Raw genomic sequence first — 22,694 nt, 5'->3', positions numbered from 1 at the left:
GGATCGCCGCGATGAAACGCCTATTGGCCGGATACGCAGCGTCGATGAACAGGATCAGTGTCTTCATCGGCCAGAGCTGTTCGATGCTGCTTTTTGCCTGCATTCTCGTCTCAGCCTTCGAGGTCGTCATGCGCTACGGCTTCGACCGGCCCACCGTCTGGTCGACCGAGCTCGCCATGACGCTGTGCGCCAGCGCCTGGGTCCTTTCGGTCGGCTATGTGACCGAACGCCACCGGCACATCTCGATCACCATGATCGAAATGCTGGTCAGCCCGAAGCTGTGGCGGGTGTTGCGCCTGATCCAGATGCTGATCGCCACCGGCGCGGTGCTGGTGCTGACGATGGCGCTCTGGGGTCCGGCGATGAAAGTGCTGCGGCGGATCGAAACATCGGGCACGGCCCTCAATTCCATCCAGCCGAGCTATTTCAAGCTGCTGCTCACCGCCGGCTGCATTCTCTACATCCTGCAGCTCGCCGCCAACATCATACACTGGGCGCAGGACAGCGAAGGAGACGTTGCCGGTGGGCATTGAACTCATCACCCTGCTGATCGTCGCCTCGCTGCTGGGGCTCATGGCGCTCGGCGTGCCGCTCGGCATCACCACGCTGACGGTATCGCTGGCAACGGCGATCCTTTATTTCGGCACGCGGGCGGGCTTCTTCATCGTCGCCGCCAATGTCGGTGAGGTGCTGCACAAATACGAGCTGATCGCGGTGCCCTTCTTCGTGTTCATGGCCAATGTCCTGGAACGCTCCGGCATCGCCAGGTCCCTGTTCGATTCCATGGCGATCATGGGCGGCCGGTTCCGCGGCTCCGTCGCGGTGCAGACCTGCGTGGTCGCCGTTGTGCTCGCCGCCATGTCCGGCATCATGGGCGGCGAGATCGTCATGCTCGGCCTGATCGCGCTGCCGCAGATGCTGCGCCTCGGCTATGACCGCAAGCTTTCCATCGGCATCATCTGCGCGGCCGGCGCGCTGGCGACCCTGATCCCGCCTTCCGTGGTGCTGATCGTCTACGGCCTCGCGGCGCAGGTCTCCATCACCAAGCTGTTCGCCGCCTCCGCCCTTCCCGGACTGATGCTGGCGAGCCTGTTCATCGCCTATATCCTGGTCCGCGTCCGGCTCAATCCGGGACTGGCGCCGATCTTCGACATACCCGAAACCGGGCTGCCGCTGTTCCGGCGGATGAAGTTCCTGAAAGGCGTCATTCTCCCCGGCCTTCTGATCGGCGCTGTCCTCGGCGTCATCTATTCCGGCATCGCCACCGTCACGGAAGCCGCCGCCATCGGCGCGGTCGGCGCCCTCGTGGTGGCGGCCGCCCGCAAGGAGCTGACCTGGGTGATGGCCCGCGACGCCATGCGCCAGACGGTGCTGACGGTCGGCTCGATCATCTGGCTGGTGCTCGGCGCGGTTTCGCTCATCGGCATCTATAACCGCATCGGCGGCGGCGAATTCCTGCGCGGCACGCTCAACGCGCTCGACATCGCGCCGATCCTGGTGATCGTCGTCATGATGCTGATCGTCATGGTGCTCGGCACCTTCCTGGAGTGGATCGCGATCATCTTCATCACCGTGCCGATCTTCGCGCCGGTGGTCGTCGACCTGGGGTTCGATCCGGTCTGGTTCGGCGTGCTGTTCGCCATGAACATCCAGATCTACTATCTCTCGCCGCCCTTCGGGCCCGCCTGTTTCTTCCTGAAGTCGGTGGCTCCGAAAGGCATCGAGCTGCAGGAGATCTTCGCCGCGGTGCTGCCGTTCATCGCCCTGCAGGCAGTCGGCCTGTTCCTGGTCCTGTTCTTTCCGGAAATCGCCCTGTGGCTTCCGGGCCTGTTCGAGTGAGGAAGCGCAAATGCCCATCGACGACCGCGACCTGACCCGCCAGGACGAGGACATATCCCCGGCGGAATTCGCCGCCGAGGAGCGGCGGGAGCATTATGCTTTCGGCAATTGGCCGGAAATCGCGGGGACTGTCTTCACCCTTTTCGTCATCTGGCTGATTTTTGCATTCACGGGTTGAACCATGACAAGAAAAACTCCCACGACCCTCCGCTCGGCGCGCTGGTTCGCCCCAGACGACCTGCGCAGCTTCGGTCACCGCTCGCGCATGATGCAGCTTGGCTATGCGGAAGAGGATTTCCGCGACAGGCCGGTCATCGGCGTCCTCAACACCTGGTCGGAGCTCAACACCTGCCACGCGCATTTCCGCGACCGGGTCCAGGACGTCAAGCGGGGTATCCTGCAGGCGGGCGGCTTCGGTGTGGAGATGCCCGCGCTCTCCGTCGACGAGAGCTTCACCAAGCCGACCTCGATGCTTTACCGCAACATGCTGGCCATGGAGACGGAGGAGATGATCCGCTCGCACCCGCTCGACGGCGTGGTGCTGATGGGGGGCTGCGACAAGACCACGCCGGGGCTGGTGATGGGCGCGCTGTCGGCGGGCGTTCCGATGATCTACCTGCCCGCCGGGCCGATGCTCCGGGGCAATTACGCCGGCAAGACCCTCGGTTCCGGATCGGATGCCTGGAAATACTGGGACGAACGGCGCGCCGGCAATATTTCCGACGCGGAATGGCGGGGCATCCAGGGTGGCATCGCCCGCTCCGCCGGAACCTGCATGACCATGGGCACCGCTTCCACCATGACGGCAATCGCCGAAGCGCTCGGCTTTTCGCTGCCCGGCGCATCGTCTATTCCGGCGGTGGATTCCGGCCACCAGCGCATGTCCGCGGAGTGCGGCCGGCGGATCGTGGAAATGGTGTGGGAAGACCTGACCCCGAACCGGATCGCGACGCCCGCGGCATTCCACAACGCCGCACTCGTCGCCATGGCGACCGGCTGTTCGACCAATGCGGTGGTCCACCTGATCGCCATGGCGCGGCGCGCCGGGGTCGCCATGACGCTGGACGATCTCGACGCGCTCGGCCGCACCACGCCGCTGATCGCCAATGTCCGCCCCGCGGGCAAGGACTACCTGATGGAGGATTTCCACTACGCGGGCGGCCTGCGCGCGCTGATGAAGCAGCTTGAGGACCGGCTCGATTGCACGGCGATGACGGTCACCGGCAGGCCGCTGGGGGAAAACCTGATCGGCGCGGAAGTCCACAACGCCGACGTCATCCGTCCGCTTTCCAATCCGGTCTACCATGAAGGCTCGCTCGCCGTTCTGCGCGGCAATCTGTGCCCCGACGGGGCCGTGATCAAGCCGGCGGCCTGCGACCCCAAATTTCATTTCCATGAAGGCCCGGCGCTCGTCTTCGACAGCTACCCGGACATGAAGGCCGCCATCGATGACGAGACGCTGGATGTGACACCGGACCATGTTCTGGTTCTGCGCAACGCCGGTCCCCAGGGCGGGCCCGGAATGCCGGAATGGGGCATGCTGCCGATCCCCAAGGCGCTGATCAAGCAGGGCTACCGCGACATGCTGCGGATTTCCGACGCGCGCATGTCCGGCACTTCCTACGGCGCCTGCGTGCTGCATGTCGCGCCCGAAAGCTATATCGGCGGCCCGCTGGCGCTGCTTCGCACGGGCGACATCGTGCGGCTGGATCTTGCCGGCCGGCGGCTCGACATGCTGGTGGGCGAGGACGAACTGCAACGGCGGCGGACGGCCTGGCAGGCGCCGGAACCGCGCTTCCAGCGGGGCTACGGCTATATGTTCTCCCGCCATGTCACCCAGGCCGACAAGGGCTGCGACTTCGACTTCCTGCAAACCGATTTCGGCACCGCCGCGGGCGAGCCGGACATCTACTGACCGTTATCGAGGACACCCATGACCGACTACGTGCTTTCCAGCGAAACCCGCGACAAGCTGAAACGGATTTCGACCGCGTCGATCGCCACCGCCCTGTTCAAGCGCGGGCTGCGTAACCAGTTCGTCCAGGGCGTGGTTCCCGTTTCCCCCAAGGCGGAAACGATGGTGGGCCAGGCCTTCACCCTGCGCTACATCCCGGCGCGCGAGGACCGCAATCCGATCACCGTCTTCCGCAACGCCGATCATCCGCAGCGCGTCGCCGTGGAAACCTGCCCTCCCGGCTGGGTCCTGGTCATGGACGGACGCAAGGACAGCCGGGCGGCGACAGCGGGATCGATCCTGATCACGCGGCTGGCGCTGCGCGGCGCCGCCGGGGTCGTCTCCGACGGCGGTTTCCGGGACGCGCAAGGCATCGGCAGGCTGGACATGCCTGCCTATTACGCGCGGCCGTCGGCCCCGACAAACCTGACCCTGCATGAAGCGCTCGACATCAATGTGCCGGTCGCCTGCGGTGACGTCGCCGTCTTTCCCGGCGACGTGATGGTGGGCGACGGGGACGGCGTGATGGTCATCCCCACGCATCTGGCCGATGAAATCGCCGAGGAATGCACCGGCATGGAAAGCTTCGAGGACTTTGTGCTCGAACAGGTTCAGGCGGGAGAATCCATCATCGGGCTCTATCCCTGCACCAAGGAAGAACACCAGACCAAATACGAGGATTGGCGCAAACGGAACGGCCGCTGACGGCTCGCACCATCCACGGACGCTTGCCGTCAGGACCGGTAGGTGCTGACGGCCGTCTTGAGTGCGCCGGCGACAGTGCCGAGATCGCCAACGGCGGTTTTCATCGACGACACGCCGTCCATGTTTTTCTGCGCCTCGGAGCGAAGCTGCTGTGCCTGGTCCGTGGAATTGCGGGCGGAGGAGGCGACCTTGCCGGTGAACTCCGCGATCTGACCGATATCGCCATTAATGCCGGTGAGGCTCTCCATGAGACCGCTGGCCTGGTCCGACACGTCGGAGGTTCGCTGCGCGGCGCGCGTCGCATCGGCATTCTGCTGGCCGGCGGCCGCCGCGATGCCGCCCATCGTCTCGTTGACCAGGCGGATGATGTCTATGACCTCGTCGATGCCGATATTCGCCTTGTCTGAATCGGCCAGCATTCTCACCACTCTCTGACGGATTTCCTCGGTCGCCTTCTGGGTCTGTTCGGCGAGCGCCTTGACTTCCCCCGCGACGATCGCGAACCCCCTGCCGGCCTCGCCGGCGCGGGCCGCTTCAATGGTCGCGTTCAACGCCAGGAGGTTGGTCTGATCGGCGATACCGTCGATAAGTCCGACGATATCCTCGATCTGGCGGGAGGACACGGCAAGCGCCTGCATGGTTTCCTTCGCGCTGGCCGCCAGCGTGTTCGCCTTCTCGGTAACGTCGGAGGCTTCGTTCGCCGAACCGGCCACCTGGCCGACGGAATGCACCAGCTCTCCGATGATGCCGGACACTTCCTGCATTTCATCGGCCATTGCCCGGGAGGCATCGGCCACTTTTTGCGAGTCGGACAGGATCCGCCCGGTTATGTCGGCCGCGTTGCCGGAATCGGCCGACAAGGCAGTCGCCTGTTCGGACAGCTCCGACGAGCCGGACGTCACCCGCTCGGATCCGCTGAAGAAGTGGCCCGACAGCTGTTCCAGGGAACTCGAGGTCGCCGCGACGGATCTCGCCTGGCCGGACAGACCCGCGACGAGCTTGTGAATTTCGTCGAGAAACGGATTGATCACCTGGGCAAGTTCGGCCGCTTCGTCTCCTCCCGAGTCGTCCAGGCGCCGGGTGAGGTCCTTGTCGAGATGGGTGATGCGGTAAAGGGCCTCCTGAAGTGCGCCGGTTCCCAGCGTCGCGCCGTGCTCGGAGGCGTTCAGGCCGCTGATCTCCTCTTCCGGTGTCACCCTCAGGCCGATCAGCATGTCGATCAGCTTGAACACGACGAAGCTCAGGGCGAAGGCCCAGGCAAATCCGACAGCCACTCCCTCCAATTGCACGATGAACTGTTCGAACCGGTTGGCCGCGGCCAGTTTTTCTTCCACCGCGAACAGGGCAACCAGCAGGGTTCCGATCGCGCCGCACACACCGTGGACGGAAACCGCGCCAACCACATCGTCCAGTCTGAAGACGCGCAGCAGGATTTCTTCCGATACGATCACCAGCACGCCGCAAAAGGCGCCGATCATCATCGCGCCATGCAGGTTGACCGCGTCGCAGCCCGCGGTGATCCCCACAAGCGCGCCGAGCATGCCGTTGAGCGAGCGCACCGGCAGGAACAAGCCGTCATAGAACCTGCCCGCAATCAGCCCCACCACGCCGCCGACCGCCGCGGCAACCAGCGTATTGGCGATGATATGGGCGAAGTCCGGTGTACCGGCTGTCGTCGAACCGCCGTTGAAACCGATCCAGCCGACCAGAAGGATCAGCGCTCCGGCTGCCGACAGGACCATGGAATGTCCGTGTATGGTGCGCGCCTGACCGTTTTCATCGAACCGGCCGAGACGCGGACCCAGAACAACGATACCGGCCAGACCGATCCAGCCGCCCACGGAATGAACGACTGTGGATCCGGCAAAATCGATGAAGCCCGCGTCGGCCAGCCATGCGGTATTGTCCGAAAGCAGAAGATTGCCCCAGGCCCAATGACCGAAAACGGGATAGATGAAAACGGCGAGGGCCCCCGACATGACCAGATAGCCGGAAAATTTCATCCGTTCCGCGACGGCGCCGGAAACGATCGTCGCCGCCGTGCCGACAAAAACCGCCTGGAAGACAAAGAAGGTGTATGTCCAGTCCGATGCGGTCTCAAGAGCAGCCAGTTGCCCGGGTGCGCCGAGAAATCCCGCGATGGAGGAGCCGAACATGATTGAAAAACCGGCCAGGTAGAACAGGCAGACCGAGAGAACGAAGTCGGTCACGTTTTTCTGTGCGACGTTGATGGAGTTCTTGGAGCGAACCATACCGGCTTCCAGGAAAAGGAATCCGATCTGCATCAGCAGTACCAGAGCCGCCGCCGTCATCGTCCACATGTGATCGGCATTCGCCTGCTGGCTTTCGATCATCGATCTCAGTTGCCGCAACTGATCCTCGACAGATGGCTCCGCCGCAAGCGCGCCGGAGCTGAATGCCCATATAGTCAGAATAGCCAATGCCACGAAACGCATGTGAAGCCTCCGGTTACCGAAGTAGTCGCACCCAAGTTCCACGCAACGGCTTAACTGGAGGTAAACTCGAAAAGTAACTCCGTTTTCTAGATTATTATGATTATGATTTTTTCTTGTGTTAACATTGTAAATTACTGATATTTTCCAAAAATGTCGTAAAAGATATTGATATAGACATTTTTACGAATACTTCCTAAAATCAATATTGCGTATTTATAACTATATAAAAATTGTTAATCATATTATTTTCTATAATTACAAGCGGTTGATTGAGGGGTCACTCTTTCTAACCTATTAATTTCATCTCGCTCACTTATAATTTCTTTTGCTTCCCGCCGGATTTCCATTTTGCGGACGCGAAAAAAACTTTCGTTTTTTCGGAGACTTCCCGCGAATGCAGGCTCGCACACACACGATGCAGACGACCGCCGGGAAACCGGGTGCTGCGAATCATTCACACCGCGGGGTCACGAGCCCAGCGTCGTTCCGCGCTGGACCAGCGTCACGCCGCAGGTGCGGATCTGCGGCGGCGTCTCGGGCTCTTCCAGGCGCTGAATCAGAAGGTCCAGCGTCGCTTCGCACAGGTCCCGGCGGCTCTGGGCCACGGTGGTCAGGTCGTAGGCCTTCCAGGACGCCTGCGGGATATCGTCGTAGCCGATCACCTGAATGTCCCTCGGCACCTTCAGGCCGTGCACATGGCGCAGACCATCGAGAACGCCAAGGGCGAGATAGTCGGCGGTGCAGAAAATGCCGTCGATTTCGCTGCGCACGCGGTGCACGAAGCCGGCCGCGGCCAGTCCGCCTTCATAGGACTGGGTCCCCCAGGCAATCCGGATGACGGAAACGCCTTTGGCGTTCGCCGCCTGTTCGAAGGCGAGCGCCCGGCCGTTGATCGAATAGGAGGACCGTTCGGGCGTGACGACGGCAAGTCTTGTGCAGCCGCAGTCCAGAAGATGCTCCAGTGCCATCCGGCCGCCGGCCTCGAAATCGGTCACCACCCTGTCGACCGGCGCACCCGGATCGCGCTTGTTGACCACCACCAGCGGGACCCCGTTCTGAAGGCATTCCTGGCAGATTTCCTCAGGAGGCGTGTCGGATGTGACGATGACACCGGCGACGCTGTATTGCAGCAGGGAGCCGATCAGGTCCGCAACGTCGGCGGACGGTTCGCCCCTGAGCAGGATGGGGCGGAAACCGAGTTCCAGCAGACCTTGCGTCAGGAGGTCGATCTGTTCGGCGCGAAACGGATTGTCCAGATCGGCGGCAACCACACCGACGAGATCCGATTTCTGCTTGTGCAACGATCTTGCCAGGACATTGACCCGGTAGCCGAGCCGGCGGGCCGCCTCCATCACCTTGTCGCGGGTCTCCTTCGAAACACTGGCGCCATCGGTAAAGGTTCGCGAAACGGCCGAGCGCGACACACCGGCCAACCGGGCGACATCGAAGGAATTTATCTGTTTCCTAGGCCCTGATGCGTCTGACATCCATACTTCCGTTATCTTCTTTTCCGGCCAGCAAACGCGCCACCTGAAAAGGTTCATTCACATTGACAAGATCGGGTTGAAGCCCCAGCAACCGCTCCATCTCGGCGGTGTCGCTCCCCATATAGGCAACCATAACCTTCCTCCCGGCCCTGCGGACCGTTTCGAAACCGGCCGCGTTCGCATTGCGCCGGTTGAATTCGATGATATCGGCTTCAAAAGCGGCAAGGCAGGTATCCAGGCTATCGAAATCCTCCGGCCGGGCCATCAGCATGGCCTGAGGAAAGGTCTCGCGGATCAGGTGCAGCCAGTCGACATTGGCCGACCAGAAAAACACATCCTCGGGCGCCATCCGTTTCAGCACCGCCTGCACGGTCCTGACAGGATCGGCCTGCTTGAGTTCGACATAGAGCTTGCCGCCCGCCCCGAAGGCCATGTCGACGATCTCGGCAAGCAGCGGCACCGGCTCATCGTTGAAAAACGGATCGAACCAGCTTCCCGCGTCGAGGGCAGCAATTTCGGCAAGTGTTTTTTCCGCAAGTTCACCCGCGCCGGAGGTCGTGCGCTCCAGCAGCGGATCGTGATGAACCACCAGCTCGCCGTCGGAGGTTTCGCGGACATCGATCTCGACACTGTCGAAGCCCGCGGCCCAGGCTGCCCGCGCCGCGCTTTTGGTGTTTTCAGGAGCGATCCCGCAGGCGCCGCGATGACAGACGATTTCCGGGCGCCGCAGGCCTGCGGATTTATACCGGGCGACCATTTCCGGCTGGTCCGAGCAGATGCCCAGAACGGGCATCTTCACCAGCGCCTCGACGACATCGGTACGCTCCTCGTGCCAGGTGACCACCGGCAGGCCGCGTTCGCGGGCCTTCGCGAAAAAGGCATCGTCCAGCAACGCGTCCGGACGGTCACCCGCCCGCTCCCAGCAGGGATGGACGATCTGCGCGCCGCACCGGTCGGCGATCTCGAACGGGTCCCCGCCGAGCCCGACGAGGATGGAGACCGGGTAAGGGCAGCCGGCGGCGAGCAACTCGGCGCAGTAGTCGGGAGTGTTGGCGCCGACGATCGCCCGCGCGATGCGGTTGTCCAGCAGGATATCGACGGCGCGCGAGGCGGCTTCCCCCTCCTTGGCGTCCAGATAGATGCCGGCCCCCGCCCGCGCCGCGAGGGCGGCGATATCCGCAAACAGCGGCGCGGATCGGCCGGCGGCCGCCGTCAGATCCGCCAGGACGGCGGCGGTCACATCGCTCAAACGCAGGTCCCTGCCGCAGGCGGCCTTCAGGTCGGCATCGTGAAAGGCCACCGGAACACCATCCGCTGTCAGCCGGACATCGACCTCCCACATGTCGGCGCCGAGTTCCCGCGCCACTTCAAAGGCGCGCATCGTGTTGTCGAACGCATAGGCGCTCGCGCCGCGATGGGCGATTGCCAGCGGTGGGCGGTGCGTGTCGTGGATCCAGGTCCTGTCAGGGCCAAACTGCGTCATGATGCCTCCGTCAGAGCCGGTTGCCGTCCGGACCGAAGGCCAGGACCTTGTCCTGGGCGATCCCCCAGGAGACATCCTCTCCCAGTCTGAAGCCGGCGCTCTGGGCCTGAATGGAGCGTAACACGGCGCCGTTTTCCAGCGTCACGTCGTAGAGCTCCTCCCGGCCCTGGATTTCGACGAAGCTGACCTTGCCGGAGACCTTGAGCGGGTTGCCCGGCTGGAAGAATTCGGGCCGGACGCCAAAGCGAATGGGTGCGCCATCGCCCGGCAATTCAATGCCGGAGGGCACCGGCAGGGTGACGCGCGAATTCGCCAGCCTGAAACCGCCATCGGCCACGGTCCCCTCCAGAAAGGCGATCGGCGGATTGCCGAGGAACCCGGCGACAAAAGCGGAGGACGGATTTTCGTACATGTCCTTCGGCGTGGACAGCTGCACGATCCGTCCCTTGTCCATGATGGCGATCCGGTCGCACATGGACATGGCCTCCACCTGGTCATGGGTCACCAGAACGGCGGTGATTCCTGTGGCGAGCTGGATACGCCGGATTTCGGAGCGCATTTCCAGACGCAGCTTGGCGTCGAGATTCGCCAGCGGTTCGTCCAGCAGGAGAATATCGGGCTTGCGGATCAGCGCCCTGGCCAGGGCGACCCGCTGCTGCTGGCCGCCCGAGAGCTGCACCGGGCGCCGCTGAAGCAATTCGCCGATATGGACCAGGTCGGCGATCTCCTGCACTTTCCGGTCGACCTCGGCCCTGCTTTCCTTGCGCACCTTCAGCGGGAAGGCGATGTTCTCGTAGACGTTCATGTGCGGGTAGAGGGCGTAGTTCTGGAACACCACCCCGACATTGCGTTTCTGCGAGGAGACTTCCGTAACGTCGGCATCGCCGAACAGCAGGCGGCCGGCGTTCATCCGGTGAATGCCGCAAATGGCGAACAGCGTCGTCGACTTGCCGCAGCCGGACGGCCCCAGCAGGGCGAGCATTTCGCCGTCCCCGATTTCCAGCGACATGTCCTCGATGACAGTGGTGTCGCCGAAGGATTTGGTGAAGTTTTCGATTGAAATTCGCATCAGCCCTTCGTGCCTCCGCCATAGATGTTCATGAGTTGCTTGTTGAAGATCAGATAGACGACGATCACCGGCAGCGCGTAGAAGACGCCGACCGACTTGAACATGTTGAAGTCCGGTTTGATGTCATCGAAGATCAGGTTCGAGAGATAGGTGGACAGCACCTGCGCGCTGCCGCTCGGGGCAAGCACCTGGGGAAGAATGAACTCGCTCCAGGCGGATAGAAACACGAACACGGCAAGTGCCGCGACACCGGGCTGAACCTGCGGCAGCACCAGTTTCCACCACACGGTGAACCGGCTGGCGCCGTCCTGCAGCCCGGCCATCTCGATTTCCCACGGCACGTTGTCGAAAAACCCCTTCATGATCCAGATGCCGAACGGCAGTTCCAGCGCGGTCTTCACCAGAATGACGCCGATCAGCGTGTTGTAGAGGCCGATCATCTGCAGGATCAGGAAGATCGAGATGATCAGGGTGATCGTGGGAAAGGCGTGCAGCGTCAGAATACCGCCCAGAAAGAAACGCTTGAACGGCATGTTGAGGCGCGACAGCGCGTAGCCGGCGGTGACGGAGGCCGAAACGTTTATAAGCGTCGTGCAGATGGCGAAGATGAAGGTGTTGAGCGTCACCGTCCAGATGCTGACGCGGCCGGTTTCCGGCTCTTCCCATAAAAAGCGCCAGTGATGGAGCGTGAACCGGTCCGGGATCAGCGACCCGGCCGTGGTATCCGTGACCGTGTCGACGAACAGGTACACATACATTATCACCAGCGGCATCGAGATCACGCCCAGAACCAGGAACAGGGGCCAGGAGCGGAAATTCGAGGACGTCATGGCGGCCCTCCTCACTGTTCGATCCGTGGCTTGGCCACGAGGTCGTTGAAGTTGAATATGCGCAGATAGACGAGCGATGCCAGAATGCCGACGATCACCAGCATCAGCGCCATGGCGGCACCCAGGCCGTATTGAAGATTGCCCGCGTAATTGTCGAGCGCTGTGTGAAAGGCCATGAGGGACCAGACTTCCGTCGCCCCGCCCGGTCCGCCGTCGGTGGAGAGCAGGATGTATTCGAAACTCGTCAGCAGCGAGAGCGTCGAATAGGCGCATATGAACATGATCGGCCAGCGCAGCTGCGGCAGAATGATGTAGCGGATCTGCTGCCAGCGTGACGCGCCGTCCACCTCGCTGGCATGGAGCATCGATTGCGGGATGGACTTGATCGCGCTGCCGAACAGGATCATGCCGAGCGAAGCTCCGACGATGCCGTTTATCAGCACGATGAACACCCAGGCATTGGCCCCGGTATCCAGCATCCAGTTTCTGGGTGGAACGCCGAAATTGCCGAGCAGAGAGGAGAGGAAGCCCGTGTCCCAGGCAAGCCACTTCCACATCAGCACGAAGATCACGTTGGGCAGGATTCGCGGAAAAAACCAGATCGCCCGGAACGTGGTCGCCGTCCCGGACGGCAGGTAAAAGGTGGTGATCGCCAGAAACAGACCGAGACCGACGGAGGCCGCGAGTGTCAGGACCACATACATCAAGGTGTTGCCCGCAACCCGCCAGACATAGGGGATCTGAGCCATCAGCGCGAAATTGTCGGAGGTCCAGGTCCAGCCGGTATAGATTGTTTTTGTCAGCAGTTCCTGCTGATCCGGCGTCATCTCGATGCCGTTGCCCGTGACCGCGTCCAGAAGTCCGCCGGCCGTCTCGAAACGCACGTTGAGGACGGAGCGCTTGAAAAGGTCGGCGGCCTTCTTGATGTCCCGTGTCGATCTTGGCCGGGACTTCAACTTGCGGAAGGCCCGCTCCAGATCGCGGCGGCTGTCAAACCGCTCGCCGAGCATCTGCGAACCGACCTCGTTGGCGAATTGTTCGCCATAGGCGGCGGCCGCCGCGGTGATACCGGCGTCGTCAACAACGAAGGCTTCCTTGCCGAGTGTTTCGACAAAGCTCTCCTGAGCACCCGCGTCGCTCAGTTTTCTCAGCGAAGCCGCGTTGATTTCATAGGCGCCGCCGGAAATCCCGGTCGCCGTGCTCATGTTTGTGAAAGAGAACATCACGGTCAGAAGGACCGGGATCAGAAAAAGCATAAGAATGATCGCGAGGGCCGGCGAAAGAAAGCCGAGGCCCAGCAGATGTGCGCGCCGCATAAGGTAACTCCTGAAGGTCCCGGGCGGCGGAGCGCATGACGCCGCCGCCCGGTTTGCGGTACTTAAATCAATCCTTGGATCAGGACCGGGATCAGCGAACGATTACTTCGTCGCCCAGGGTCGCCTTCATTTCGGCTTCGACTTCGGCCACGGCCTCGGCCGGGGTCCTTGTGCCGGTCCAGGCCGTTTCCAGACCCTTGAACATGATCTGGGAGAACTGGCCGTAACCGGTGTGGTTCGGCTGCGCATTTGCCTGGCCGAGCAGACGCTCGGTGGCTTCCGCCGCCCAGCGGTCGTTGGCATAGAGTTCGATGTTGGACTGTTCCTTCGCGATGCCAAGGTGAGCGGACTTGATCGCGTGCAGCGTGTTGATGCGCGGCTCGGAAGCGATCTTGATCAGCTGCGCTGCGATTTCGACATCGTCCTCGTTGTCCTGCGCGGTCAGGAGATAGGCCAGCGGATGGGTGATGGTGTTGGCGCGGCCGTTTTCATTGCCGGCCGGGATCAGCGTGAACTGGATGTTGCCGAAGAAATCGTCGAGGCCTTCCTTGCCGGTGTAGCGGGCATAGTGCCATGTGCCGCCGTGCCACATGGCCGCCTTGCCGCTGGCCACTTCCGCGTACCACTGGTCCCACTCGGTGCCGATGTGGTTCTTGCGGGTGACCTTTGCCTCAACGGCGTCCACGAAGAACTGGTAGAAATCGGTCATGGCCTGCTTGTCCAGCAGCAGTTTGCCGGTTTCCTTGTCGAGCATCTCGCCGCCGAAGGACTGGTAGAACTGGGCATAGTCCGGGCCGTTGGAAACGCGCGGGTAGAAGCCGTAGCCTTCTTCCACCAGTTCCATGTCGACAGCCTTCTTGGCGTCTTCCAGAACGTTGGCAAGCGTGTATTCGCCGGATTCGACCTTGGCCGGCAGAGCGTCGATTTCCGCGTCCGAGTAGCCGAGCTTTTTCATGGTGTCCTTCCAGAAGAAGAACGGACGGCTTTCCGCATCCTGCGGCAGGCCGTAGACAACGCCGTTATAGGACGTGATCTCGATCAGGTTTTCATAGATGTTGTTCAGCGGCCAGGCGTCCATGTCGACATAGTCCTCGACCGGAACGATGAGGCCGGCCTGGCTCCACGGAGCGATGTCCAGGTGGCTGGTGACGACGATGTTCGGTGCGTCGCCCGCTTCGGCGGCCAGGGTCACGGCCTGCTTGAAGGCGGCCCAGTCGGCAAAGTCGCGTTTCTTTTCAACCGTGATGTTCAGCTCTTCGCCGTTGATCGCGTATTCGCGCGTCAGCATGTCGGCCGCCATCTCGATTGCGTCGAGACGGTAAACGTCGCTGTCGTTGGAACCGCCGGCCCAAACGGTGATGGTCAGGTCTTTCGCGAAGGCGTCACCGGCAAAGGATGCCGCGGTGACGGCCAGAACGGCAGCCGCTGTGGACTGGCGCAGTTTTGAAACTAGAGTTGTCATCTGATCTCGCCTGCTGTCTGTTGCGCGGCGTCCCTCCCGGAGGCGCCAAGCGCAGTATAGATACTTTTTGCACACGTGTGCAAAGGCGGTTTTAAAGCGGGCAGATTACGGGGATATGACAAGAGGACGGGAAATCTAAATTTCGGCTGCCGAGGGCGCGATCGGGCAAGTCTTAGCCGCTGGTGTACGGTGAAGCGATAGAGTTTCAGATATAGCGTTTTTTCGCGATCTCCCTTCTTTCAGGCAGAACGATCACGTTTGATCCGGAAGTTGCCTCAAATACCGGTGTCTACTCGTTTCCAGAGAGCCGGCGACCTTGCAGACCCTCAGCTGGTAAAATTTGCCCTGCTTCAACAAGTTGCACTACGAGTGGGCCCCGGCTCTGCGCTGCGCTTGACCGGGGTGACGCGGTGGGTGTGTTGCTCCTGCAAACCTGATCGACAGTCTCCGAAGGGCACACCGCCGGGAAATCCCTCCCTCCGCGCTCAGATGTCTCCCGATTCAATTTCCTCGGCGAGATCGGCGATGAGGTCGCGGCGGGCCTTGGCACGGCCGCCGATACGGTTGGCGACTGTCGCCGCAAGAAGCTGCGCCATGGACAGGACGCTGGTCTGGGTCAGTTCGCTCCAGGGCGTGGAGACATGGCAGTTGAGCACCGTCGCCTCCTTGCGCCGCGCCTTGCCTGTGTTGGTGGGATCGGTGATGACGATGGTCTTCAGCCGCGTGGTGCGGGCGAAGGTCAGAACGGTCGCGATCTGCTTGGTCCACGGCCGCACGGCGATGATGATCAGGGCGTCGTTGGGCCCGGTGGAGGCCAGCTCCTCCGGCCAGGTCGCCGCGTTTTCGGAAATCATGTGGACGCCCGGACGCACGCGGGTCAGCAGGATGCGCAGATAGCGGGCGATGCCGTTCTCGATGCCCAGACCCGCGACCCAGACCCGCCCGGCGCCGCCGATCTGTTCGGCGGCCGCATTGAGGACATCCGGCCGCAGTTCCTCGAAGGTGCGCGTCAGGTTGGCGCTTTCGACCTGCAGATGCGTCGGCACGGTGACCACCTCGTCGACCGCCGCCTGCGGCATGGGGATCTGCTGGACCGGGCCGGTGCGGTTGCGTTCCTCGCGCGCCTGCAGGCGCACATCGTTGAAATCATTGTAGCCGAGATTGCGGAACAGGCGGGCGGCGGTCGCCTTGGAGACGCCGGTGAACCTGGCGAGCTCGGTGGCGGATGAGGCAAGGATCTCGTCCGGCCGGTCGAGCAGAAACTGGGCGAGCTTCTGCTCCGAGGGGGTCAGCTCCTCGTAGCGTTCCTGGATCCGCAGCGCCAGTCGAGTTCCCATTCCTACCCTTCGCCCTTTTCGCAGAATCGCCGTGCGATTCAGGACTCTCACGGCCGTTTTGAAAAAACACGTGACAAGTGAGAATGTCTATGAAACTCTTGTTTCAGAAAATGTCAATTACGAAACAAATGGACCCTAACGTGACAAAAACCAAGATCGTCCGTGAAAAAATCTGGTCGAAGCTCGATGCGGTAGCCTTGCCGGACTCCAGATTTCACAAGAATTTCGCGGAAGTGATCCCCGACTTTATCGGCTCGGACAAGGCGACGGACCGGATCGTGGAACAGCCGTTTTTCCAGACCGGCTCGTATGCGTTCATCACTCCCGACAATTGCCTCGTCGATCTGCGCCGCCGCATGCTCGAGGCGGGCAAGTCCATGGTCGTGTCGACCTACGGGATCTATCGCGGCTTCTGGCTTCTGGAACCGGACATGGTGCCGAAGGGTCAGGAACTGTTCGCCGCCTGGCTGGACGGGCTGGAGCATTTCGGCCGTCCGATCACCCTTGCCGAAATCGCCGAGCGCGGCCGGTTCGACTTTCTGGTCACCGGCGCCTCGGCCGTTTCGCTGGATGGCGTGCGCTTTGGAAAGGGCCACGGCTTTTTCGACATGGAATGGGGCATGTTCACGGAACTCGGCATTGTCGACGACAGGTCTCCGGTGACCGCGATCGTGCATGACATTCAGGTGGTCGAGGACAAGCTCTTCCCCAGCCCGACGGACATTCTGGTCGATCATATCGCCACGCCCGAGCGTTTCCACAGCATCGAAAACCGCGGCACACGTCCCCGCGGCATTCATTGGGATCTGCTCGAACCCGAACAGATCGCCCAGACGCCCCCCCTTCAGGAACTCCGCAAGTTACGGGGCCTTGACGCCTGAAACCGCCTTCCCGGATATGAAAGGATGCATTTGATGCCGCTTATGACCAACCGCCGCCGTTTCCTGCAACTCATGGGCACCGGCGCAGCCGCCGGCGCCATGCCGGGCTTCGTCTCGCGCGCCCTCGCCGCCACTCCGCTGACCATGCAGGCTGCCTGGATCAACGACGCGGAATTCGCCGGCTACTTCGCCGCCATCGACGACGGGTTCTATAAGAATGAAGGCCTGGACCTGACCTATCTGTCCGGCGGTCCGGACGTGATCCCGGAAAGTTCGATCATCGCCGGCAAGGCGGACCTGGCGCTGACCACGCCGGACACGACCATCAAGACGATTGTCGATCAGGGCGCACCGTTCAAGATCATCGGCGCGCAATATCAGAAGAATCCGATCGGCATCGTTTCGCTCGCCAAGACGCCGATCAATTCGCCGGAGGAACTCAAGGGCAAGACGCTTGCGGTGCCGCCGGTCAATGTCATCTCGGTCGAGGCGCTGCTGGCGATCAACGGCATCGACCGCTCGGAGGTCAATATCGTTCCCTACGCCTACGATCCGACACCGCTGATCAAGGGCGAAATCGACGCCTCGCTCGACTTCACCACCAACGTGCCCTTCACGATCGAACAGTCCGGCGAAAAAGCCGTCAGCTTCCTGCTCTACGATTTCGGCTACAAGACCTATAACGACACGGTCGTGGTGACCGAAGAGGTGCTGAAGACCAAGCGCGCCGAACTGGTCGCCTGGCTGAAGGCGAGCCGCGCGGGCTGGAATGCCAACTTCGCCGACACCGCCTCCTATCCGCCGAAATTCGCCTCCACCTGGTTTGCCGGAACCGGCCGCACCATCGAAAACGAAGTCTTCTTCAATGGCGCCCAGAAGCCGCTGATGGAACATTCCGGCGGGATCTTTACAATGGACGCGGAGGGGATCGCCGCCAATATCGAGACCCTTGGCCGGATCGGCATCAAGGCAACGCCCGACATGTTCGACACGAGCCTCCTGGAAGAGATCAAAGGCTGACCGGAAATGCAGGGCCTTCCCCTTCAGTTCACGAACGTCTCCAAGGCGTTTTCAATCAAGGGCAAGGCTCTGCCCGTCATCGACAATCTCTCGCTCGACTGTCCGGCCGGGTCCTTCACCGCGCTGCTGGGACCGTCCGGATGTGGCAAGTCCACGCTGCTCCGGCTGGCGCTGGCGCTGGAGAGCGAGGATTCCGGATCGCTGCGGATCGGCGGCGACAGCCCACGGTCGATCTGCCGTTCCGGGGCGGTCGGGGTCGCATTCCAGGATGCGGCCCTGCTCCCATGGCGCAGCGTTGAAAGCAATATCCGCCTGCCGTTCGAAGTGCTCGGGCGCAAGCGCCCGGACGCGGCGAAGATAAACGGCCTGATCGAGCTGGTCGGGCTCAAGGGGTTCGAGAAGGCCCGCCCGGGCGAACTGTCCGGCGGCATGCGCCAGCGCGTCGCCATCGCCCGGTCGCTGGCGACGGAGCCCCGGGTGCTGCTGATGGACGAGCCGTTCGGGGCTCTCGACCTGATCCTCAGGCGGCAGATGAATCTCGAACTGCAGCGTATCTGGTCGGCGAAACGGCCGACAACGCTGCTGATAACCCATGGCATCGACGAGGCGGTCTATCTGGCCGACCGTGTCATCGTGCTGTCGCCCCGGCCGGCGCGGGTGCTTGCCGACATTCCGGTTTCCTTCTCCCGTCCGCGCGGTGCGGAACTGCTGCGCGACCCCGCGTTTCACCACGTGTGCGACAGGATCGCCGCCCTGCTGGATCCCGAAACCTCGGCCGCCAGCGCCGCCGCCGAAACCGCTGCCCTGGAGACTTCATCTGTAACCGCCCCGGCAAAGACCGGGACAACGGCATGACCCGGCTCGGAGATCATATCGCCACGGGCGTTCTGATCCTCCTGCTGCTGGCTGCCTGGGAGTTTGCCGGACAGTTGAAACTGGTTGCCGACGGCACGCTGCCGCCCCTCTCGGCAATCCTCCTGCGGCTGGCGGCGGAATGGCGCGAATACTGGCCGCATGTCGGCGCCACGCTTTACACCGCCTCACTCGGCTTCCTCATCGGCAACACCGTGGCGCTCACCGCTGCCGTCTCCTTTTGTCTGTGGCCGGTGACGGAGCGGATTTTCCGGGGCGTCAACATCGCCGCCTTCACCGTGCCACCGATTGCCATCGCGCCGGTACTGGTGATCGCGCTCGACGGCGAAACGGCGCGGATCACCCTCGCCGCCCTGCTAGTCTATTTCCCGACGATGACCGCCGCCATGGCCGGTTTGCGGTCGGCCGATCCGCGCGCGGTGGATCTCATCCGTGCCTATGGCGGCGGTCCGCTGAGGACACTCTGGCTGTTGCGTCTGCGGGCGGCCCTGCCCGCCATCCTGAGCGGGTTTCAGGTGGCGGCGCCGGCCGCGGTGCTCGGGGCCGTCCTGGCGGAATTCGGCTCCGGCGCCCGATGGGGCCTCGGCACCTTTCTGCTCGGCTCGCTCGGACGCGCGGAACCGGACCGTCTCTGGGGGATCGGTCTCACCGCCACTGCAATCGCCGGACTTGGCTATGCCCTGTCCGCGACCCTTGCCGCGCGCACGACGTCGCTCAACCGCGCGGTGAACATCGGCATCGCGGGCCCGGAACCGGACACGGCAAGCGAGGCGCCCGTCCGCCGCGCGCTGCTGCTGGCCGCCGCGATCCTGATGCCGCTGCTGATCTGGCAGGCAATGCTGTTGTGGGCGGATCTTTCCCCGATCATCGCCAAGACGCCGATGGGCGTGATCGACTATCTCATCACCGGCAAGACCGCATCTTCCGCGCAGACGCGCCTGCTGGCGGCACTTGCCGAAACCGTGCCGATCACCATTGCAGGCATGCTGCTGGGGCTCGGCTTTGCCTTCGCCCTGGCGCTGCTTTCCTTCGCCGCGCCTCTTCTGATGCGGGCGCTTCTGCCTTTCGCGCTGGTGACGCAGACCATGCCGCTGGTGGCGCTGACGCCGCTGGCGGTGCTGATCTTCGGGCGGGGAATAACGGTGACGCTGGTGATCACCATTTCCGTCACGTTCTTCGCAGCCTTCGTCGTTCTGGCGCAGGGCTTTGCCATGATCCCCAAGGCCGCGTTCGATCTTGTCGATGCCTATGGCGCTTCCACACTCCGCAAGCTGCGGCTGATCGCAATTCCCGCCAGCCGGCAGTGGCTGTTCGTCGCCGCGCGCCTCGCCCTGCCCAAGGCCCTGCTGGGCGTCATGATCGCGGAGTGGCTGGCCACCGGAAAAGGCCTCGGCAATCTTCTCAACCAGTCGCGCGGCTATCTCGACTACGGCATGATCTGGGCCGTCGCGGTGGTCTCCATTCTCCTGTCCGTGCTGCTCTACCAGCTGACTCCGGTGCTGGAATGGGTCGGTCGCTCCGACAGGCGGAGCAAGTGATGGGGCGCAGTGCCGCCGATGAACCTTCCCTCGCCTGACAGGCGCATCGCCGTTTGTCGCTTGTGTATTTCGGCCAGCATGGTTCCCGGTACGTAATCGGACGAACTGGCGTGACCCGGCTGCCTCCCATATGACTTCCGCTATCGCGCAAAACCGGTTTCCCGGGCTGTCGGCATTCCCGCTTTTACGCCAGGCAGGCGAATGTCACCGGTTTGCGTCACGTTATCGCCCGATGCACGAAACAGGTCCTGTCGGCAGGACCTCCGGCCGAGCAAGGGTTTCACGATCGATATGGAAAAGGATATCTGGCATGGTCAGCATGAAAGCCGCCGTAGTGCGCAAGTTCGGTGCTCCCCTGGACATTTGCGAGGTGGAGAAGCCGGTTGTGACGGACGGCAAGATCGTCGTGAAGGTGGAAGCCTCCGGGGTTTGCCATACGGACCTGCACGCTGCCAACGGCGACTGGCCGGTCAAGCCCAATCCACCGTTCATTCCCGGCCATGAAGGCGTCGGGATCGTCGCCGAAGTCGGTGCCGGTGTCACTGCGGTCAAGGAAGGCGATCGAGTCGGCATTCCGTGGCTGCATTCGGCCTGCGGCCATTGCAGACATTGCATGGGCGGCTGGGAAACTCTTTGCAACGACCAGCAGAACACCGGTTACAGCGTGAACGGCGGTTTCGCGGATTACGTTCTGGCCGATCCCGACTATGTCGGGCACATTCCGGACGGCCTTGGCCTTGCGGCGGCCGCGCCTGTGCTGTGTGCCGGCGTCACCGTCTACAAGGGACTGAAGGAAACCGACACCCGCCCGGGTCAGACCGTGGTCATTTCCGGGATCGGCGGCCTCGGCCACATGGCCGTGCAATACGCCAAGGCGATGGGGCTGCACGTCATCGCCGTGGACATTGCCAACGACAAGCTGGAACTCGCCCGCAAACTGGGTGCGGATCAGGTGATCAATGCACTTGAATGCGATCCGGTGGCCGAAGTGCAGGCAGGCGGCGGCGCGGAAGGCGTTCTGGTCACCGCGGTCGCGGGCAAGTCCTTCCAGCAAGGTGTCGGCATGCTGGCGCGCGGCGGCACCATGAGTCTCGTCGGTCTGCCGCCGGAAGACTTCCCCCTGTCGATCTTCGATACGGTGCTGAACGGCAAGACCATCCGGGGCTCCATCGTGGGCACACGACTCGATCTGCTGGAATCCCTCGCCTTTGCCGCCGAAGGCAAGGTTGCCGCGCATTACACCGAGGAAACGCTGGACGACGTCAACAGTATTTTCGACCGGATGAAGGCAGGCCAGATCGAGGGCCGGATCGTCATGAAGATCTGACTTCGACGAGCACATCGGCACGTCGACGGCGTCGGGCTGGCCCGTGGAGACGGAGGTGGAGGCGGCGGCAGACAGGCTGCCTTCATCAAGGAAAAGGTTTGCCGTTTTCCAGGATGACCTCGGCCTCGCTCCGGAAGGCCGTGACGGTGGAATAGAATGCATCGAACAGCAGATTTCGTTCGTCCGTCAGCGAAAAGACCGCCTCTTCATATTGGCGATGCATGTCGGTCACCGAGACACGGTGCACAATGTCGGTGCGGCCGGTTCCGAACCGCCACATGAAGCCGACACCCAGCCCGTTGACGACGGCCTCGTAGACCGCGTCGCGCGTATCGAGGGTCAGGAGCGGCGACGGTTCGAAGCCGGCGGTGCGAAAGGCCCGGTCAACCACCCGCTGGGTCGACGAGCCTTTTGTCCGGAAGATCAGGGGTTCGGCCATGAGACGCTCGCATGTAACCGGGTTTTCCCGCGACAGCGGGCTGTCCGGGTGAACGATCGCGACCACGTTCTGCCTTGCCAGCAGTTCGCGCCGGAAGCGGCCGTCGGCGGGAACATCCGGCAACACGCCGATATCCACCTCACGGGTCAGCACCGCACGGGTGATCTGTTCGTGCGATCCGGTCTCCACGGCGATCTCGATGCTTGGATGCCTTTTCAGGAACAGGGCGATCAACGCCATGCCGGGCATCGAATTGCCGAGACCGACGACCAGCCTGCCGTTGAGAAGTGTGTTGTGCCGGGTCAGGAGCCGTGTTGCCGCGCGCTCGGCCTCTTCCATGCGTTCGGCGATATCACAGAGTTCGTTGCATAAGGGCGTCGGCGACAGAATGCCGTTCTTTCGATCGAACAGACGGACGCCATATTCGGTTTCAAGGTCTTTCACATGCCTGGCGACGGCCGGTTGCGAAATTTTCAGCGCACGTGCCGCAGCAGCATACGACCCACCGGCAGCGACCGCGTTGACGGCGCGAATACGGGGCAGCGTTACGGACATTTCCGTCTTTCTCCAAAGAATAAAGCCAAAAGTTTCATCACCCCAAACTTTACGTTCTGTCTGTAACGGCAACGTCACAGAGTAACGACAGTTTGATCGCGACCTCAGCAGGCCGCCTCCACC

Annotated in this window: 19 protein-coding genes; 10 read left to right on the top strand and 9 right to left on the bottom strand. The window is 62.5% G+C overall.

The annotated features are described in order from the left end of the window. Positions 1–11 precede the first annotated feature (11 nt). Genes CLV41_RS03050 through CLV41_RS03035 form a run of 5 tightly spaced genes read left to right on the top strand, consistent with a single transcriptional unit; the run spans position 12 to position 4,498 of the window. Entirely contained in the window at positions 12–533 is a 522-nt protein-coding gene (locus CLV41_RS03050) for a TRAP transporter small permease subunit (RefSeq protein ID WP_103220781.1), read from the top strand. Continuing rightward, complete coding sequence (locus CLV41_RS03045) at positions 523–1,839, top strand: TRAP transporter large permease (protein ID WP_103220780.1); 1,317 nt, start codon at positions 523–525, stop codon at positions 1,837–1,839. The genes CLV41_RS03050 and CLV41_RS03045 overlap by 11 nt, the downstream gene beginning before the upstream one ends. Before the next feature lie 10 nt (positions 1,840–1,849). Then, positions 1,850–2,017 (top strand): hypothetical protein, encoded by a 168-nt coding sequence (locus CLV41_RS27705; RefSeq protein WP_170107101.1) that lies wholly within the window; start codon positions 1,850–1,852, stop codon positions 2,015–2,017. 3 nt (positions 2,018–2,020) lie between these two features. Continuing rightward, positions 2,021–3,754 (top strand): L-arabinonate dehydratase, encoded by a 1,734-nt coding sequence (gene araD / locus CLV41_RS03040; protein WP_103220779.1) that lies wholly within the window; start codon positions 2,021–2,023, stop codon positions 3,752–3,754. Between the two features lie 18 nt (positions 3,755–3,772). Beyond that, the gene (locus tag CLV41_RS03035; protein ID WP_103220778.1) at positions 3,773–4,498 is read left to right on the top strand and encodes a ribonuclease activity regulator RraA; all 726 of its coding nucleotides are present in this window, start codon (positions 3,773–3,775) and stop codon (positions 4,496–4,498) included. 29 nt (positions 4,499–4,527) lie between these two features. Here CLV41_RS03035 and amt read toward each other — a convergent pair whose 3' ends face one another. From amt to CLV41_RS02995, 8 genes are all read right to left on the bottom strand, one after another. Beyond that, a complete protein-coding gene (gene amt, locus CLV41_RS03030) occupies positions 4,528–6,954 on the bottom strand; it encodes an ammonium transporter (RefSeq protein WP_103220777.1) in 2,427 nt (808 codons plus the stop codon). A 467-nt stretch (positions 6,955–7,421) separates the two neighbouring features. Further along, the gene (locus CLV41_RS03025; protein WP_170107100.1) at positions 7,422–8,441 is read right to left on the bottom strand and encodes a LacI family DNA-binding transcriptional regulator; all 1,020 of its coding nucleotides are present in this window, start codon (positions 8,439–8,441) and stop codon (positions 7,422–7,424) included. Then, positions 8,419–9,924: a glycerophosphodiester phosphodiesterase gene (locus tag CLV41_RS03020; RefSeq protein WP_170107099.1), complete on the bottom strand. Its 1,506-nt coding sequence runs from the start codon at positions 9,922–9,924 to the stop codon at positions 8,419–8,421. The genes CLV41_RS03025 and CLV41_RS03020 overlap by 23 nt, the downstream gene beginning before the upstream one ends. Before the next feature lie 10 nt (positions 9,925–9,934). Continuing rightward, positions 9,935–10,993 (bottom strand): ABC transporter ATP-binding protein, encoded by a 1,059-nt coding sequence (locus CLV41_RS03015; RefSeq protein WP_103220774.1) that lies wholly within the window; start codon positions 10,991–10,993, stop codon positions 9,935–9,937. Then, complete coding sequence (locus tag CLV41_RS03010; protein ID WP_408013432.1) at positions 10,993–11,838, bottom strand: carbohydrate ABC transporter permease; 846 nt, start codon at positions 11,836–11,838, stop codon at positions 10,993–10,995. Before CLV41_RS03010 ends, CLV41_RS03015 begins: the two co-directional genes overlap by 1 nt. Then, positions 11,835–13,139, bottom strand: coding sequence for a carbohydrate ABC transporter permease (locus CLV41_RS03005; RefSeq protein WP_103220772.1), 1,305 nt, complete (start codon positions 13,137–13,139; stop codon positions 11,835–11,837). The genes CLV41_RS03010 and CLV41_RS03005 overlap by 4 nt, the downstream gene beginning before the upstream one ends. A 91-nt stretch (positions 13,140–13,230) precedes the next feature. After that, positions 13,231–14,601: an ABC transporter substrate-binding protein gene (locus tag CLV41_RS03000; protein WP_103220771.1), complete on the bottom strand. Its 1,371-nt coding sequence runs from the start codon at positions 14,599–14,601 to the stop codon at positions 13,231–13,233. Positions 14,602–15,086: 485 nt separating this feature from the next. Next, positions 15,087–15,938, bottom strand: coding sequence for a MurR/RpiR family transcriptional regulator (locus CLV41_RS02995; protein WP_103220770.1), 852 nt, complete (start codon positions 15,936–15,938; stop codon positions 15,087–15,089). 140 nt (positions 15,939–16,078) lie between these two features. Here CLV41_RS02995 and CLV41_RS02990 point away from each other — a divergent pair, with 140 nt between their 5' ends. The 5 genes from CLV41_RS02990 (at position 16,079) to adhP (ending at position 21,577) form a co-directional block, all read left to right on the top strand. Then, complete coding sequence (locus CLV41_RS02990) at positions 16,079–16,819, top strand: 5-formyltetrahydrofolate cyclo-ligase (protein WP_103221497.1); 741 nt, start codon at positions 16,079–16,081, stop codon at positions 16,817–16,819. A gap of 33 nt (positions 16,820–16,852) precedes the next feature. Beyond that, on the top strand, positions 16,853–17,839 hold the full coding sequence (locus CLV41_RS02985) for an ABC transporter substrate-binding protein (RefSeq protein WP_103221496.1): 987 nt from the start codon (positions 16,853–16,855) through the stop codon (positions 17,837–17,839). Positions 17,840–17,845: 6 nt separating this feature from the next. Then, positions 17,846–18,694, top strand: coding sequence for an ABC transporter ATP-binding protein (locus CLV41_RS02980; protein ID WP_103220769.1), 849 nt, complete (start codon positions 17,846–17,848; stop codon positions 18,692–18,694). Then, positions 18,691–20,250: an ABC transporter permease gene (locus tag CLV41_RS02975; protein WP_103220768.1), complete on the top strand. Its 1,560-nt coding sequence runs from the start codon at positions 18,691–18,693 to the stop codon at positions 20,248–20,250. The genes CLV41_RS02980 and CLV41_RS02975 overlap by 4 nt, the downstream gene beginning before the upstream one ends. Positions 20,251–20,560: 310 nt before the next feature. Further along, positions 20,561–21,577 carry an alcohol dehydrogenase AdhP gene (adhP, locus tag CLV41_RS02970; RefSeq protein WP_103220767.1) on the top strand — a complete coding sequence of 339 codons (1,017 nt, stop codon included), beginning with the start codon at positions 20,561–20,563 and terminating at the stop codon, positions 21,575–21,577. Between the two features lie 85 nt (positions 21,578–21,662). Here the strand turns inward: adhP and CLV41_RS02965 are convergent, their stop codons facing one another. Beyond that, positions 21,663–22,571 (bottom strand): LysR substrate-binding domain-containing protein, encoded by a 909-nt coding sequence (locus CLV41_RS02965; protein WP_103220766.1) that lies wholly within the window; start codon positions 22,569–22,571, stop codon positions 21,663–21,665. Positions 22,572–22,694: the final 123 nt, after the last annotated feature.

This window comes from Roseibium marinum (genome assembly GCF_002906165.1).
Taxonomy (GTDB): domain Bacteria; phylum Pseudomonadota; class Alphaproteobacteria; order Rhizobiales; family Stappiaceae; genus Roseibium; species Roseibium marinum.
The sequence above is the reverse complement of the archived record's forward strand: the minus strand, read 5'-3'. Positions and strand labels throughout refer to the sequence as shown.